Annotated in this window: 17 protein-coding genes; 11 read left to right on the top strand and 6 right to left on the bottom strand. The window is 48.7% G+C overall.

Features of this window, described 5'->3' with window-relative positions; genetic code table 11:
* The first annotated feature begins 12 nt into the window (after positions 1 to 12).
* On the top strand, positions 13 to 2,340 hold the full coding sequence (locus BWI93_RS01920; protein WP_094808480.1) for a BamA/TamA family outer membrane protein: 2,328 nt from the start codon (positions 13 to 15) through the stop codon (positions 2,338 to 2,340).
* Between the two features lie 37 nt (positions 2,341 to 2,377).
* Here BWI93_RS01920 and BWI93_RS01915 read toward each other — a convergent pair whose 3' ends face one another.
* From BWI93_RS01915 to BWI93_RS01905, 3 genes are read right to left on the bottom strand one after another with little or no spacing between them, the layout of a single operon-like run.
* Positions 2,378 to 3,103 carry a phosphatase PAP2 family protein gene (locus BWI93_RS01915; RefSeq protein WP_094808479.1) on the bottom strand — a complete coding sequence of 242 codons (726 nt, stop codon included), beginning with the start codon at positions 3,101 to 3,103 and terminating at the stop codon, positions 2,378 to 2,380.
* Between the two features lie 29 nt (positions 3,104 to 3,132).
* Entirely contained in the window at positions 3,133 to 3,684 is a 552-nt protein-coding gene (locus BWI93_RS01910; protein ID WP_094808494.1) for a DUF1599 domain-containing protein, read from the bottom strand.
* Between the two features lie 44 nt (positions 3,685 to 3,728).
* Positions 3,729 to 4,223: a hypothetical protein gene (locus tag BWI93_RS01905; RefSeq protein ID WP_141217319.1), complete on the bottom strand. Its 495-nt coding sequence runs from the start codon at positions 4,221 to 4,223 to the stop codon at positions 3,729 to 3,731.
* A 219-nt stretch (positions 4,224 to 4,442) separates the two neighbouring features.
* On the opposite strand from BWI93_RS01905, the gene BWI93_RS01900 reads away from it, so the two are divergent.
* The 7 genes from BWI93_RS01900 (at position 4,443) to BWI93_RS01870 (ending at position 10,382) form a co-directional block, all read left to right on the top strand.
* Entirely contained in the window at positions 4,443 to 5,480 is a 1,038-nt protein-coding gene (locus BWI93_RS01900; protein ID WP_141217318.1) for a hypothetical protein, read from the top strand.
* Positions 5,481 to 5,491: 11 nt separating this feature from the next.
* A complete protein-coding gene (locus BWI93_RS01895; protein ID WP_094808476.1) occupies positions 5,492 to 6,061 on the top strand; it encodes a hypothetical protein in 570 nt (189 codons plus the stop codon).
* A 32-nt stretch (positions 6,062 to 6,093) separates the two neighbouring features.
* Positions 6,094 to 6,882: a hypothetical protein gene (locus BWI93_RS01890; RefSeq protein WP_094808475.1), complete on the top strand. Its 789-nt coding sequence runs from the start codon at positions 6,094 to 6,096 to the stop codon at positions 6,880 to 6,882.
* A 282-nt stretch (positions 6,883 to 7,164) separates the two neighbouring features.
* Positions 7,165 to 8,037, top strand: a complete 873-nt coding sequence (locus tag BWI93_RS01885) for an alpha-1,2-fucosyltransferase (protein WP_094808474.1) — start codon at positions 7,165 to 7,167, stop codon at positions 8,035 to 8,037.
* 75 nt (positions 8,038 to 8,112) lie between these two features.
* Positions 8,113 to 9,210: a glycosyltransferase family 1 protein gene (locus BWI93_RS01880; protein WP_094808473.1), complete on the top strand. Its 1,098-nt coding sequence runs from the start codon at positions 8,113 to 8,115 to the stop codon at positions 9,208 to 9,210.
* A gap of 15 nt (positions 9,211 to 9,225) precedes the next feature.
* Entirely contained in the window at positions 9,226 to 9,933 is a 708-nt protein-coding gene (locus BWI93_RS01875; RefSeq protein WP_094808472.1) for an ABC transporter ATP-binding protein, read from the top strand.
* 38 nt (positions 9,934 to 9,971) lie between these two features.
* A complete protein-coding gene (locus BWI93_RS01870) occupies positions 9,972 to 10,382 on the top strand; it encodes a DUF4260 domain-containing protein (protein ID WP_094808493.1) in 411 nt (136 codons plus the stop codon).
* On the opposite strand, the gene BWI93_RS01865 is transcribed toward BWI93_RS01870, so the two are convergent.
* Together BWI93_RS01865 and BWI93_RS01860 are read right to left on the bottom strand one after the other, a co-directional pair.
* Complete coding sequence (locus BWI93_RS01865; protein WP_094808471.1) at positions 10,324 to 10,722, bottom strand: response regulator; 399 nt, start codon at positions 10,720 to 10,722, stop codon at positions 10,324 to 10,326. The genes BWI93_RS01870 and BWI93_RS01865 overlap by 59 nt on opposite strands.
* A gap of 111 nt (positions 10,723 to 10,833) precedes the next feature.
* The gene (locus BWI93_RS01860) at positions 10,834 to 11,265 is read right to left on the bottom strand and encodes a peptidylprolyl isomerase (RefSeq protein ID WP_094808492.1); all 432 of its coding nucleotides are present in this window, start codon (positions 11,263 to 11,265) and stop codon (positions 10,834 to 10,836) included.
* 208 nt (positions 11,266 to 11,473) lie between these two features.
* Here BWI93_RS01860 and BWI93_RS01855 point away from each other — a divergent pair, with 208 nt between their 5' ends.
* Together BWI93_RS01855 and BWI93_RS01850 are read left to right on the top strand one after the other, a co-directional pair.
* Complete coding sequence (locus BWI93_RS01855; protein WP_094808470.1) at positions 11,474 to 11,737, top strand: hypothetical protein; 264 nt, start codon at positions 11,474 to 11,476, stop codon at positions 11,735 to 11,737.
* Positions 11,713 to 12,789: a DUF4876 domain-containing protein gene (locus BWI93_RS01850; RefSeq protein WP_094808469.1), complete on the top strand. Its 1,077-nt coding sequence runs from the start codon at positions 11,713 to 11,715 to the stop codon at positions 12,787 to 12,789. Before BWI93_RS01855 ends, BWI93_RS01850 begins: the two co-directional genes overlap by 25 nt.
* A gap of 2 nt (positions 12,790 to 12,791) precedes the next feature.
* Here BWI93_RS01850 and BWI93_RS01845 read toward each other — a convergent pair whose 3' ends face one another.
* Complete coding sequence (locus BWI93_RS01845; protein ID WP_094808468.1) at positions 12,792 to 13,268, bottom strand: hypothetical protein; 477 nt, start codon at positions 13,266 to 13,268, stop codon at positions 12,792 to 12,794.
* A 215-nt stretch (positions 13,269 to 13,483) separates the two neighbouring features.
* Between BWI93_RS01845 and BWI93_RS01840 the strand changes: the two genes are divergently transcribed.
* Positions 13,484 to 14,974: a S41 family peptidase gene (locus BWI93_RS01840; protein WP_158242742.1), complete on the top strand. Its 1,491-nt coding sequence runs from the start codon at positions 13,484 to 13,486 to the stop codon at positions 14,972 to 14,974.
* Positions 14,975 to 15,037 lie beyond the last annotated feature (63 nt).

The following is a 15,037-nucleotide window of genomic DNA, read 5'->3' as shown; positions in this document are numbered from 1 at the left end:
CCATATCATCCCTTGAAGTATTCGGTTTACAAAAGTCTCTTTGCACTGGTCATTACTACTCTGGTTGTGAGTTGTAATGTGAAAAAGTATATACCGGAAAAAGAACGATTATATAGCGGCACTGAGATTGAAATGTTGCCTTTTGAAGGGGTTAGTAAAAAAGATCGCAAAGCTTTACAGGGGGAGCTGGCTGGTTTAGCCCGGCCCAAACCCAATAGCCAGATTTTTGGCTTTCCGTATCGCGTATGGTTATACTACGTCATTGGAGAACCTAAAAAAGACTCCAGCTTTAGAGCAAGTTTGCGTCGTAAATTAGGGCAAGAACCAGTATTTGCTAATTCCCGATCCGTAGTTACGAATGCCAATGTTTGGAAGGCTTTTCTGCAAAATGAAGGTTACTTTCACTCCGAAGTAGCGGGCAAACTGGAAGAAAAGGGGTACAAAGCGAAAGGAATCTATCAGGTACGAGTTCATCGCCGGTATACGCTTGACTCCGTACGCTTCATTACGGATACCGCTTTAGTAGGCAAAGATTTTAAACTATCCCAAGAGAAAACTTTGCTAAAACCTCCGGTACCGTATCGTCTGGATAATTTAAAGCTGGAACGTGAGCGAATTACCCAGGAAATGAAGCGAAAAGGGTACTATTATTTTAACCCAGATTATGTCGCTATTCTTGGTGACACCAACACGAATAACTACAAAGCCAAGCTTTATCTAGCTCTGAAACCGGAAATGCCCGAGGCGGCGGCTCGACAGTATTATATTCGAAATGTGTATATCTATCCTAATTATACACTTAATAATGCGGTACAGGATACCAATCGACGGGAAGCTTTTCGTACCACTGCGGGTTTTCAGGTAGTAGATTCTTCCAGAACCTACGATGAACGACTATTCCATAATGTTATTGGATTTAAGCCAGGTCGGCGGTACAATAGCCGTGTTCAGGACATCACACTATCCCGACTCATTAACTTAGGAACTTTTAAGTTTGTGCGTAATCGTTTTGCACCTGATACCCAGGGTGACTCTACGGTCCTGGATGTCCACTACTATCTGACGCCTTATCCTAAGAAATCGCTGCGAGCTGAAATCGCAGGTACTTCCAAATCCAATAGTTTGGCCGGTTCTCAGTTGACGCTGAGCTGGCGAAACCGTAACTTTTTCAAACGGGCTGAACTATTAACCATTAATGCTACGGGTGGTATTGAGGCTCAGTTAGGGGCAGGCGGACAAGGGGTATCGAACTTCAGCTACGGACTGAATGCTACACTTACATTCCCACGACTGGTTAGCCCTATTGCCATTGATTACGATCGACGGCAAGTACTGCCTAAAACCAACCTTACCTTAGGTTATCAGGCGATTGTACGGCGGCAGTTTTACCGGTTGAATTCATTTACGGGCTCCTTCGGCTATGCCTTCCGGGGAAGTAGTAAGGTAGAACACACGCTTATTCCCTTAAGTCTGACTTACGTGTATGTTCCTACTAATAGTTTGGGCGATTTGTATTACGAAGCCATCACTGACCCAGCATTAGCCAGTCAGTACATCGCTATTGTACAAAATCAGCAACTTATTCCGAGTAGCTTGTATACTCTGCACTTCAACTCCTCACCGCAAAGTCAATCTCGGTATTCCCAACAGTTGATTTTTAATTTTGAACCGGCGGGTAATGCAGCAGGATTACTATTTAAAGACGGTAATGGAGATGGGCAAAAGAAAGTATTCGACGTGGCCTTTTCTCAATACGTGCGTGCTGATATTGATACCCGGCATTATTTGCGTCTTACACCATCGACTACCTGGGCTTCTCGGGTATTTGCTGGAGCGGGTCTTCCCTATGGAAATTCCTCAAGCTTGCCTTTTGTAAAACAGTATTTTGTGGGGGGAAGTAATAGTATTCGTGCCTTCCGTCCGCGGGGTATTGGGCCAGGTCGGTATCTGCGACCCGCTGGCCGGACCGTTCTGCTGCAAGATGGGGGAGGTGATATTAAAATGGAAGCGAATACGGAGCTGCGAACCAAATTCAACAAGTTTCTGCAAGGAGCCTTGTTTGTCGATGCCGGGAACGTCTGGATGTACAAAGACCCAACGTTGTACGGAGAAACGGCCGTTTTTTCTAAAGACTTTCTCAAGGAAGTAGCTATTGGGGCCGGGATTGGCTTACGTTTAGACGTAACCTATTTCGTGTTACGCTTTGACTTGGCTACGCCGTTACGAAACCCCGCTCTGGCAGAAAATGAACGCTGGGTACTTGATAAAATCAATTTTCGGGATCGTGACTGGCGGAAAGACAACCTGATTCTAAATATTGCCGTCGGTTATCCCTTCTAAGTTTCTGTAACGTCCCGAATTGCTTCGGGACGTTTTTTTATAGAGGCATTACCATCGCTACGCCGTAGGCTGATCCGGAATAGTAGGGCATCAGGGCCATGTTTTTCTGCCGAAATAGTTTTCGTAATATCTTCCGTTGAATCCAGGGATAAATGCGGTACACACCTTCCGTTGCTGCGATACTGAGTCCCGCACTGAAAAGGACATCCGCCAGCCAGTGTTCGTTATTGATCACGCGTAAAGAGGCTACGCCCGTAGCTACGCCGTAACCGCCAATGCTGTACCAAATGCTTCGTTCGCCATACTCTTTAGCCAGAACGGCCGCCCCCGTAAAGGCAAACGTGGTATGACCGGAGGGAAAGGAAAGGTTATCTTCTCCATTCGGACGAGGATAACGTACCAGATGTTTCATGCCCTGCGTAACACTCTGAGCAACTCCCTGGGATAGTACCATCAGAATCAACTGATCCTTCAGAGCGTGTTTCCCCTTTACACCTAAAGCCCCTAAACCCAGAGGAACCAAGGTAGGAAGGTATTGCAGGTAATCGTCAGCGGGCGTATGAAAGTTGGGGAATGCTGAGCGTACCTCTCGTCGCACCTCCCGACTGATCGCTCCCTGCGTCACCAGTCCGGCCGTCATCAACGTCACCGGAGCTATAAACGATTTCCAGACGGTTTTTTTGCGAGCGGTGGAGTCAATTTGAGCATAAACGCCCGTGTGTAAACCCAGGTACAGGCAAAGCAAGAGTAGCAAACGCAGCATACAGCGGGGGTTGGTTAAGGGAAATCCGTTTACTGATCGGCTTGAGCCTGGGACATCAGAATGAGGCAGAAAACTGAGTAGTTAATCATATCCCGGTAGTTGGCATCTACGCCTTCAGAGACGAGTGTTTGTCCACCTAAGTCTTCAATTTGTTTGGTACGCAGCAATTTCATTAGAATAATGTCGGTCATGGAAGCGACCCGCATCATCCGCCAGGCTTCACCGTAATCGTGATTTTTATCGAGCAACAGGTGAATGGTTTCGTTTACTTCCTGATCGTACAGGGCCGAGAGTTCGTCCGTTGGAATCTCCATGCGAGGGTCATCCGCCAGGCGAAGCTGAATGAGAGCCATGAGGCAGTAATTGATGATGCCGATAAACTCAGGCGTAATGCCTTCGCCTACCCGCGAAACGCCCGTTTCCTGCAATTGCCGGATTCGCTGGGCTTTGATGTAAATCTGATCCGTCAGACTGGGTAGCCGCAGAATACGCCAGGCCGTACCGTAGTCGCGGTTTTTCTTCAAAAAAAGGTCTTTACACGTAGCGACAACGTGCCGATATTCTACTTCCGTCTGAGTCATGAGCATACACAAATAAAACAATAAACAACAAAGGTGCAGGGCACTTAGCGTTTTCGCAACAAATGATACAGGTTGTTTCCGAAGATCAACGCCAATAAAGTCACGGCCAGCCAGTAGGCCCAGCCCCAGTGGATGGTAAAAAGACGGATGAATTGCAAGTCTTCCTTATTGAGAGGATTCAGATCGGCTGAGGCGGTATCAAGAATGGTATCAAAATCGGAGAGGTGGTAGTGGAGAATTCCTAAAGCAACCAGACTAAGTCCTGACAGAAGCAGGCTGCCCAGCGGAGCCATGCGTTTGGGAGCCCAGGAAACGCCTAATCCTAAAGCACAACAGAGGATGACCGCGGCCGCGGCGGGTTGCATCGGAACACGGCGGGACTGCGTCAGAGCAGCATTTCCGTTCTGACCAAACTCTTCAATATCGGCATTGCTCAGCCCTTCCGTCCATTTGGGAATAACGGGGTCCGGCTTTCCTCCTTTCACCAGCGTCCAGCCCGAAATGGTAGCCACGGGTTCATCATTGCAACTGATCGTCATGAAGTTGAAAAAGAAACAGAGCAGTACGAGAAGAAAACCACTGGAACTGAAGAGCTTTAACACTGATTGGGATGAAAACATACAAATGGAGGAGGAAATTGAAAAACAAAGTTCGCGATCCGGAGGGCCTATAGTCAATAGAAACGTTCTTTGTATCGTTTTAATTTCATCTCATTTATTCATAATTACCCACCGGAAGCTCCGGAACTTTACCTTGCTATGCAAGCAACTACTTTTTGGCGTGCCTGGCCCCGGTCGTACCAGAGGCTATTTTATGTAAGTCTTTTCATCTTCATCGCAGCTCTGCTCGGATGGGCTTTCTTTGCCTTTCAGGGCGTTGATTCGGTTATTCACTGGGACGTATTGAGCGAACTAGGCGAGATGCCCTTTGTCTTTGATCAGTTTCAGGCCGGAGGCTCGTCCTTTCAGATTCCGGCCACGGCCTACGCCCTGACCGAACAGTTTGTGGCTTCGCCCATGTCGGTATTTCATCCCGTAAACGACTGGATTTGTCTGGGCTTGGCCCTGCTGGGTTGCGTACTGGCCTTAGCCGCCAGTACGGCTTTGCCACGGTTGTGGTATTTCGGAGCTACCACGGTGTTGATTATACTCCTGAGTACGCTGCAACTGGATGCTGTTTGGGGGCGTACGGATCGTCTGGTTACCATTTTGGTTGTAGCACCCTTAGTGGGCCTGAGTTTCTATTTTCAGGCCTTTCGTACCTACGCCAGTTTGACCGTACGGGTTGTAGCCTTTGCCGTGCTGGTTGCTCTTATACTGACTCTGTTCTGCACGGTAGGGAAAGCTACCCCGGCTGATCTGCTGGCCTTTAGCTATCCCGCCGGAATGGTGCTGGTAGTGGCGTTTTCCTTCTGGATCTCTTTCGAAATTATGATTGGTCTGGTCTGGTTAGCTACGAGTCAGTCGGGTCGGAATAGCCTGCCTAACTTTGCTTTTCTATGCCTTTTTTATCTGGGAAACCTAGTTCTGACGCAGCTGCACAATACGAAAATGATCGACTGGAATCTGTTGTACGTGAGTCCATTCGTAGTCTTTGGGATTTCAGCGATTCTGGGCATCTGGGGACAAAAGAAACGCGATGATCAGGAGGCCGCTTCCTGGCCCTATGCCCCGCAGGGGTCGCTGCTGTACCTGGGACTGGCCGCCGTCAGCTTCTCCGTACTCGCGTACGTAAACAGTACCGCCAATGATCCGGCCATTGAAGCCTGGAGGATGCGATCAGCTATACGCACCTGACGGGTGGTGTCTTGTTCTTCTTTTACGTGTTTTTCAACTTCGGAACGCTCATGCGGGATGGAAAGCCAGTATATCGGGTGTTGTTCAAACCGGCGTATTTCAATCGTTTTCACGTCCGTGGATTATCCGTTATTCTGACCATTCTTCTGTTATACAACAACCGTTTTTTTCCCATTCAGCAGGCCGTAGCGGGTTATTACAACACCCAGGGCGATTTGGCAACAGCCCGGCAGGATTATCGCCTGGCCGAAACCTTTTACCAGCAGGGCGTAACCTTCGAATTCCAGAATCATAAATCCAATTACGGACTGGCTTCACTGGCCTGGATACAAGGCGATTTTGCGTCAGCGGCCCGGTTTTTCCGGCAGGCTCTGGCCAAGCAGCCCTCGCCTTATGCCTACGCGGGTCTGACGCGGAGTTTGATGAATGAAGATTTGGCTTTTGATGCTTTTTTACCGCTCGTGAAGCCCAGCAACGGTTTCCCAGTACGGGTGAACTCCTGTCAAATCTGGCGTATCTGCACGCCAAAGCCAATGGCCTGGATTCGGCTCGTTACTACTACGAAAAAGCGATTGATTTAACCAATCAGTCGGGCGTACCCACCACGAACCTGATGGCTCTGTACTTGCGAAAAGGAGACCGGAAAGCCGCCGAAACGTTGGCGGAGCACCAGGCTTCGGCGTATGTGCCGGTGCAGGTCAATCAGTCGGCTCTGGCTTTGATTACGGGGAAAACGACGGAGCCGTCATTTTCCGTAAGCCGTGATTCCGTACTAACCCTGGCCGAATTCGCCCTACTTTCCAATGCATCGCTGGCTCAGCTCAAAGCCGGGAAAACGCCCTTCGTAGCGGAAGCTGCCCTGCAAACCTTTATCCAGAAAGAAGACAATGCCTCGTACGCGGACGATTTGCAGTATTTGAGTGCCCTGCTTGCGTATTATCACGGCAATAAATTGCAGGGACTTGACTTGCTCTCGGCCCGGGCCATGGCCGATACGGCGGCTAGTGGCGATCGTTGGCGAAAACCACTGGCGGCGTTCCTGAACCGGGAAGTTTCGCTGGAACAGGAAGCTCCGAAAAACTGGACGGGCGACGGTTCGGGAGAATTGCTGCGAAATCCGTTAAATGTGAAAGTATTACAACGATTTACGGCTGAAGCAAACCGTAGAAATCAGCCCCAGCAGGCGTATAATGCGTTGTTCAATGCTCTGCGTTACCGGGAAGATTCGCCCGAGATTGTACAGCTTTACATCATCCAGTGTCTGGATATGGGACTGACCAACTATGCGGCCGATAAGCTACGTGTTCTTCAGGAAAACAATCCCGCGGCTTACGGACAGTTCTTGCCTACGTATCAACAAAAACTGGCCTTGATTGAAAAACGGCGGAATGATTTTCAGTAAGCAAGCGATGGCTGTCAGCGTATAGCTACTTTTTGCTGAAATAAAGTGCAGATTCAAGGTAAACAGCCCCGTATAACAAACGGGGCTTAATTTTTAATTTCGAAGCCCAATTTCGTCCGAGTATTCGTATCTGAAGCGTCGGTACCTTAACATTATTTTGTCCTTTCAGTACCGTTTATTTTATAACTACGGCTGGTACACGTATTTTACAGAAAATTAACCGTTGTTCATTCCCTTAACTCGGAAATCCGGTATTACTCCGCCACGTAAAAACCGTTGTAAATGATCATAAGTAGGATTACCAGTGGACTTGGAAATCAGCTTTTTCAATACGCTGTAGCCCGGCATCTGGCTTTGAAAAACCAGGCTCGCCTGTACCTGGATCTGAGCTATTTCATGCAGGAATATGCTACGGATACACCCCGCAAGTTCAAGCTGAACCATTTTTCGGTTCCGCTCCACTTGTTGCAGGACTCTCCCTTGCTGTATGTCTCAAAGGCGACGAAGTTATTGCCAAACCGGAGCCTGCCACCCCTGTTCCGTTTTCTGAAAGAACCACATTTCCATTTTGACCCTACGGTACCACAAACCCGGGGTGCCTGTATTACGCTCGATGGCTTCTGGCAGTCCGAACGATACTTTGCGGAGAGTGCAGCGGTGATCCGGCAGGATTTAACGCTCCAGACGGTACCGAGTCCGGAGTTTGAAGGATATGAACAGCAGATCAAAACCGCGGCTGCCCCGATTTCTGTACACGTTCGACGGGGTGATTACGTACATCACCCGGAGTTCAGTCAAACCTTTGGTTTTCTGGGATTGGACTATTATCAGCGGGCTTTAGCTCAGTTGAATCAGTATGTGGCGAATCCACAATTTTACGTATTCAGCGATGAACCGGATTGGGTTCGCGAAAACCTGAATCTGCCCGAAACGGCTGTTTTTGTACGAAATACCGGTCCGAATGCCGACGTGGCTGATTTGGTACTGATGAGTCGCTGCCAGCACCACATCATTGCCAACAGTTCATTTAGTTGGTGGGGAGCCTGGTTAAATCCTAATCCGGCTAAGCAGGTCATTGCTCCAGCCCGCTGGTATAAAAACCAGCCTACCTGGGATACCAAAGATCTGGTACCAGTTAGTTGGATTAAAGTATAAACGCCTCCGTTCAGCAAACGCAGGCATTGGTACGCCTCCTTATGTAATCGCTTACTTTCTCCGCCAGGAACCCGTATGTCCACCATATTTATTGATCATCAGAAATTTACTACGCAGAAATACGGGGGCATAAGTCGCTACTTCGCTACCATTCTGGAAGGCATCCGGCACACGGCTGATATGCAGTATCAGCTCGGCGTTTTGCATACCAAAAACCATTACCTGCACCAGGAACCCCTGCCCATAAAAGGCTCATTCTACGACCGTTTATTTAGCAAAAAGCCCAGTTACGATTATCAGCTCAATCAATACTATTGCAAGCAATTACTGAAGAAAAACGCGTTTGATGTTTTTCATCCTACCTACTACGATCCTTATTTTTTGCCCTATTTGAAGAAGCCGCTGGTTGTTACGATTCACGACATGACCTACGAGCGGATGCCGGAATACTTCTGGGCCCAGGACCCGCTAACCCAGCAGAAGCGGCTGAATATCGAACGGGCCGACAAAATCATTGCGATTTCCGAAACCACGAAAAACGATCTGCTCGAACTGTTTCCCGTCGATCCGGCCAAAGTACAGGTCATTTACCACGGAATCGAAATTGACCAGCCGCTTGAGGTACAGGCCCTGCCGAACCTGCCGGAGTCATACGTATTGTTCGTGGGTGACCGGAGTGGCTATAAAAACTTCTATCTGTTTTTCAATGCATTCAGGGAAATAGCTTCGCGTATGCCGGACCTGCATTTAATTCTTACGGGGGGCGGTCCCATTCAGGTGGCCGAACGCGAGCTGATCCAGCGATTAGGCCTAAGCGACCGCGTACGACACATAAATGCCACTGATCAAGAATTGAATTTTTTGTACCAGAATTCGCAGTTATTTGTGTATCCATCGCTGTACGAAGGCTTCGGATTGCCGATTTTGGAAGCATTTAAAGCCGGTTGCCCGATGCTACTTAGCGATACGGAGTGCTTCCGCGAAGTAGCCGCTGACGCTGCCGTATACTTTAAAGCGACCGATCTTGAAGATCTGATTCATACCTTGGAAACGACGCTGATGGATACCGAATTGAAAAAACAGCTTGTAGCTCGCGGAACGGAACGATTGAAACGTTTCCAGCTACGGGATTGCATTGATCAGACGCTGGCCGTATATCGGTCACTGGCGTAAGCCTGTACATGTCCCATGAACATCATCGAAACCAGACAAATCCGCAAACGCTACGTAATGGGCACCGAAGTAGTGGAAGCTCTCAAGGAAATTACCATTGCCATTGAAAAGGGCGAATACGTGGCGTTTATGGGGCCGTCGGGTTCGGGCAAGAGTACGCTGATGAACATCGTGGGATGTCTGGATACGCCTACTTCGGGTTCGTATATTCTGAATGGGCAGGATGTGAGTCGCATGGGTGAAAACGAATTGGCCGAAATTCGGAATAAGGAAATCGGCTTTGTTTTTCAGACGTTCAACCTGCTGCCCCGGCAAACAGCCCTCGAAAACGTGGCTCTGCCCTTAATTTATGCGGGATACTCCAAAGCGGATCGCATCGAAAAAGCCATGTTGACGCTGAAAGGCGTAGGGTTGGAAAACCGGGCTCATCACCGCCCGAATGAGCTTTCAGGTGGACAGCGACAACGCGTAGCGGTAGCTCGGGCCTTGGTCAATGATCCTTCCATTCTACTGGCCGATGAACCTACCGGAAACCTGGATACGAAAACCAGTTACGAAATCATGGATTTGTTCGACCAGTTGTACTCCAAAGGCAACACGATTGTCATGGTAACGCACGAAGAGGACATTGCTCAGTATTCGCACCGCATCATCCGGCTTCGCGATGGCGTCATTGAGAGTGATCTGGTGAATGAAGACGTACGTAAGCCCAAGTTGCTGTAAAGGATTGTCTTCGCTTGAACTCTATAAACGTCTGAATGATGAAAAACTGGTTACGTTCCGAGGAAGTCATCCAATTTTTGATTTCCATTCTTGTCTTCAGCCAGATGGAATTTGCTTGGTGGGTATTTCCGGCAGTGCTGTTGATACCAGATCTTTCGATGCTAGGGTACGCAATTTCGACCAGAATAGGAGCTTTCACTTACAACTTAGGTCATCATAAAGGGTTGGCACTGGCAGTACTGACGTTAGGCTGGTATGAGCAGCAATCCACTGTGGAACTGGCCGGCTTGATCCTCTTTGCTCATTCCTGTATGGATCGGATGCTGGGCTACGGACTAAAGTATACGGACGATTTCAGGCATACCCATCTGGGCTGGCTGCCCGGCGGAGCTAAACCTCATCACGCCAGCAGGGACTCAGCGAAGCCAGAACTTCGGTCAGACGATTAAAATCACTCGGTTTGGTAAGAAAACCCATCGCTCCCAAAGCCAGGACTTTCTCTCTTTCACGCGTACTGCTGGAAGTAGTCAGGATAATGACGGGAATTTCACCCCACTGCGGGTTGGTTTTGAGTACCTGAAGGGTTTCAAAACCGTTCATGCGGGGCATGTTTAAATCCAGAAAAATAAGGGTAGGAAACTGCCAATCAGACAGGCATTGTAAATGATGAATCAGTTCTTCACCATTCGTAAAAAAGTTGATTTCACAATCGGCGTTTTCACTCAGACCCTGTTCGGCAAAAAACCGGTCATCTTCGTCATCATCAACCAGGTACACACGCTGTTTCATATAGTTTTTGGGTAATAAATGGTATGCCCTAAACTACAAAAAAAGACGGAAAGTTCGGTGTGAAAAACCGCGGGCTACGATTATACGTAACCTGCGGTTTTTTTTATCTAATTAGTCGACGCTAACCAGTTCAATTTCAAAAACCAGATCCTGTCCAGCCAGTGGATGATTGGCATCTACGGAAATTTTGTCTTCCGATACGCTCGTCACCGTTACGGGTACAACCTGACCTTCGCCATCAGCGTGCATATTGAGCTGCATACCTACTTCGAAAGGAATATCTTTAGGTAAATCACTGCGATTAAATTCGAAAACCAGATTTTCATCTGACGGGCCGTACGCTTCTGCTACCGGAATGTGAACCGTTTTCTTTTCGCCCACCTGCATCCCTGTAATACCTGAATCGAAACCGGCGATAACCATTCCGCTACCCAGCGTGAATTCCAGCGGTTCCCGTCCAGCAGATGAATCAAAAACGACTCCACTGGTTAATTTTCCTGTGTAATGAACGCGAACTTTGTCGCCCGATTTAGCTTGCATGATAGACAAGTTTTTTAAACGATGAAAAAAATAAAGTCTGAAATGGACACTTCAGTACGCCTTTCAGACTACGTATAGGAGCTATAACAATCCTAAAAAAGATAGACCACTCCGGGTGGTGTGGAAAACCCGGGCAAAGGTAGCCTAAATTTTCATTCCGGCCTTTTCTGTGTACTTTTGAAGCCATTAGGTGTGCTCTATTAGACCCGTCATGAAAGGTATTTATTTCTGGTATAGCTTATTCGTGCTTTGGATTGGACTGGTTTCCTGCCGCCTGGAACTGGATCCGGCTCTGGATGTAACCACAATTCAAATCAAGATAGAACTGGAGCCGACGTTGAAAAACGCGGGACTTTCACCCCTGGGTACCGAAGTCATCCTGGAAGACCGCAGTGGCAAAGGACCCTGGCGGCTATCGCCAATGCCGAAGGAATCGTCCGTTTTGAGGAGATGGTGGGAGGCACCTACCAGGTAAAAGCCCGCCGTCTGATTCAGATGGATGAATACCGGGCTCATACGGGTATTCCCGTAGATGAAGACGTGATCCTGATGGATTCGCTGATAAATCAGGACTTTAGTCTGGCCGGACCACAGCAGGCTACCCTAACGTTAAAAGTAAATCCGCAGGGGGGCTGGCTGATTAAGCAGGTTTATTACGCGGGGTCGGATACGCTGAACGGAGCCGGCATTCGCGATCAGTTTGTGGAGTTATATAACAACGCCAACACCGATCTGTACGCCGATAGCCTGTGCATTGGGTTTCTAAGTGGCGTGCATTCGAAAGCCATTCCGAATGAATACCTCGTCTCTACAACGGGCCAGTACGACTGGAGTAAATCACTGAATATTCCGGAATCCTCGAAAGCAACGGCCAATACCGAGTATAGCTACGCTCACACCGTGGTTATGATTCCGGGTACGGGCACCCAGTACCGCGTCCGACCGGGCGAAAGTATCGTTATCGCTCAAAACGCCCAGAATCATAAAATAGGTTATACCACGACAGATGGCAGGAAACTGGTCACCAAAAGACCCGAATTGACGGTTGATTTGAGCACCGCTAATTTCGAAGTAGTAGTAAACCGGCGAACGACGGATGTAGATAATATCGCCGTACCCAACCTGCAGGTAATTTACTGTGCCCATCTTGCCTGGGAAATGAACCCGGGCGGAACCGACGCAATCGTCCTGTTCCGAACCAGAGCCAACGTTTCACAATGGCCCAAAGTACCCACACCGAACGTACGTATCGTAAATAGCAGCACCATACTTCAGGTACAGATTCCGAATCAGTATATACTCGATGGTGTGGATTTGCAGCCGGGCAGTACGCTTGTGTATCCCAAAAAACTACCCCCCACCATCGATGCTACGGGTCAGTATGTACCGAAAGGAGCGTACTCTTCGCAGTCACTCATTCGTCGAACCAGCAAAACGATTGGCTTGCGGCGGGTCCTTATGAACTCACAAAATTCTAAAAGTGACTTTGGTCATTTTGACGTGGCTCAGCCCCGGAGTTTTCAATAAAGCTATATCGCAAGCGAAAGCTCAGGCGTATGCTCAAAGTCGGGCAGGGGCAGGGCTTCCAGTAACTCTTCTTCCAGAACAAAAGCCCAGGTTTGCAGATAGAGCATCACATCTTCCCGAACATTATGCCGCATTTGGTTCCGGCGTTCCAGCGGAATCCGGTTCTTGACTTTTGGATCTGAAAGTCGTTCCAGATGTTGTAAATCAGTTGTGGTAAGCCCGTATTGCAAAAGATCAGCAATGAGCAAATCCATGGGTAGACCGCTCGTGGGGCAAAACTCTTCCACTTGTTCCCGCCAGTCGCCACGGCCCTGCAGGGCATACGCATGAATATCGGCTTTGGTGAGCTGCGTTAGCTCCTGAGCCAGATTGCCGCAATTACAGGCTCCCATATGACCCCACATGTAGGGTTTACCGCCGTCCAGATTCCGTGCCGTTCTTCGCAGGGCTGCAATCAGAGTGAGATTAGCCGTCGCCATACCTTTTTGGGGTTGATTTCGTTTATATAAAATTAAGACCGTTTGGAATTAATCGGTTCCAAACGTGTTAAGAATTTGTATTTTTACTCCGCATGAGTATCTGACAATCAGGCTACAGGAGCAAGGATTTTTCTGAAATGACTTTACTATTCTCCGAAAAAAGGTACGCCATTGCTGTTAATCTATTGATGCGTAAAACTGTATTCCGGCTATCTATGAAAAGTCTGATTGGTTTGTTGCTGATTGGAATAGGCCTGTCAGCCTGTTCTCCGCGATCGTATTCGCCCCAGCGTACGTATCAGCCGCAACAATTACAAAAAGATTTTCAAATCATGCGAGCCAGCCTGGAGGCTGGGCATCCGGGCTTGTACTGGTATACTCCGAAAGCAAAGCTCGATTCGGCTTTCGACGCGACGGCTCAAAACCTGAATCGACCCATGACGGAAGTTGAATTCAGACGTCAGCTTGACCCTCTGGTTGAGTTGATTCACTGCGGCCACACCAACGTGCGGGGATCGAGAAGTTTTGAGCGTTGGCGAAAACGCCATACGCCCAAGGATTTTCCGTTGAGTGTGTTTGAAATGACCGACCGGATTTTCGTCTCGTCCAATTTCAGTAATCAGCCGGAGCTTTGGAAAGGACAGGAAGTCGTAAAAATAGATGGTCGTCCCGCCGGCGAAGTGTACCATACCTTACGTAGTCTGGTGATTTCGGACGGCTATAATCAAACCTTCAAGAACACGACGATCCTGAATAATTTCCCGATGTATTACCGATACTGGTACGGCGAAAAAGAAAACTACGAGGTAACCGTGCTCGATTCGCTGAAGCAGGAAAAGACGTATCACGTTCACTGGAGAAAAGAAGAGAAGGCCAAAGGGGTCGTGATTCCGTCCGTTCGGCCCGTTACGGGACAGGTTCGGCCTGCCAGCGTTCCTGCTCCGATGAAATTATACGGCAATCGACACGCCCGGCTGTCAATTTCTTCACGGGATTCCAGCGTTGCTATTCTGGATTTGAATACCTTCAGTATTAATAATTATCGGCGGTTGTTTCGTCGATTGTTCCGGCAAATTGAACGCAACCATGTTCAACACCTGGTGCTGGACTTACGCAACAACGGGGGTGGTCGCGTAGCGGCAAGTAACCTGCTGATGCGGTATGTGATGGACCAGCCCTTTCAGGCGTATCAGTCGGTAGAGAGCTTACCACATTCTTCTACCTATAACCGCTATACCAACGAGCGACTGGCCCGTACCGTTATGATGAAAGTGGTGGCTAAAAGGCTGCCCGACGGTCGCCGGATTATTCGTCATGCCACGCGTACGCAAAAGCCGATTCGCAGGTATGGATACCGCGGCGATGTATACATTCTGACGAATGGAGGATCGTTCTCGGCGTCTTCCATTACAGCGGCCAATTTACAGTTCTGGAAGCGGGCCGTCATTATTGGTCGGGAGACGGGCGGAGGTCGTAATGGCTGTACGGCCTGGACTATTCCCTATCTGACATTACCGCAAAGCCATCTACGCATCCGGTTTCCGCTGTTCAAAGCCTTAACGGCTGTAACTGATCCGAACGAAGGGCATGGGGTGATCCCCGATCACCCGATCACTTTTACTGCGATCGACTTCCTGGCCAATCAGGATCCGGATATGGAGAAAGTGTATGAGTTACTGCGAGGGGGACGGCTGGTGAAGGAGTAAAGATGTTGAGTTGCGTAGTAGTGAAACGAATAGCTACCAAACAAAGCCGGCAGAGGGGTATAC

Source organism: Siphonobacter sp. BAB-5385, assembly GCF_002261125.1.
Classification (GTDB): domain Bacteria; phylum Bacteroidota; class Bacteroidia; order Cytophagales; family Spirosomataceae; genus Siphonobacter.
Note: the sequence above shows the minus strand (reverse complement) of the source record. Positions and strands in the feature narration are given on the sequence as shown.

Bases quoted from the DNA above. Each gene is read 5' to 3' on its own strand.
- BWI93_RS01900 (WP_141217318.1), top strand. From the start codon at position 4,443: ATGCAAGCAACTACTTTTTGGCGTGCCTGGCCCCGGTCGTACCAGAGG.
- BWI93_RS01870 (WP_094808493.1), top strand. From the start codon at position 9,972: ATGAAAAACTGGTTACGTTCCGAGGAAGTCATCCAATTTTTGATTTCC.
- BWI93_RS01910 (WP_094808494.1), bottom strand. From the start codon at position 3,684: ATGACTCAGACGGAAGTAGAATATCGGCACGTTGTCGCTACGTGTAAA.
- BWI93_RS01915 (WP_094808479.1), bottom strand. From the start codon at position 3,103: ATGCTGCGTTTGCTACTCTTGCTTTGCCTGTACCTGGGTTTACACACG.
- BWI93_RS01890 (WP_094808475.1), top strand. From the start codon at position 6,094: ATGGCTCTGTACTTGCGAAAAGGAGACCGGAAAGCCGCCGAAACGTTG.
- BWI93_RS01865 (WP_094808471.1), bottom strand. From the start codon at position 10,722: ATGAAACAGCGTGTGTACCTGGTTGATGATGACGAAGATGACCGGTTT.
- BWI93_RS01905 (WP_141217319.1), bottom strand. From the start codon at position 4,223: ATGACGATCAGTTGCAATGATGAACCCGTGGCTACCATTTCGGGCTGG.
- BWI93_RS01885 (WP_094808474.1), top strand. From the start codon at position 7,165: ATGATCATAAGTAGGATTACCAGTGGACTTGGAAATCAGCTTTTTCAA.
- BWI93_RS01855 (WP_094808470.1), top strand. From the start codon at position 11,474: ATGAAAGGTATTTATTTCTGGTATAGCTTATTCGTGCTTTGGATTGGA.
- BWI93_RS01880 (WP_094808473.1), top strand. From the start codon at position 8,113: ATGTCCACCATATTTATTGATCATCAGAAATTTACTACGCAGAAATAC.
- BWI93_RS01850 (WP_094808469.1), top strand. From the start codon at position 11,713: ATGGTGGGAGGCACCTACCAGGTAAAAGCCCGCCGTCTGATTCAGATG.
- BWI93_RS01840 (WP_158242742.1), top strand. From the start codon at position 13,484: ATGAAAAGTCTGATTGGTTTGTTGCTGATTGGAATAGGCCTGTCAGCC.
- BWI93_RS01875 (WP_094808472.1), top strand. From the start codon at position 9,226: ATGAACATCATCGAAACCAGACAAATCCGCAAACGCTACGTAATGGGC.
- BWI93_RS01845 (WP_094808468.1), bottom strand. From the start codon at position 13,268: ATGGCGACGGCTAATCTCACTCTGATTGCAGCCCTGCGAAGAACGGCA.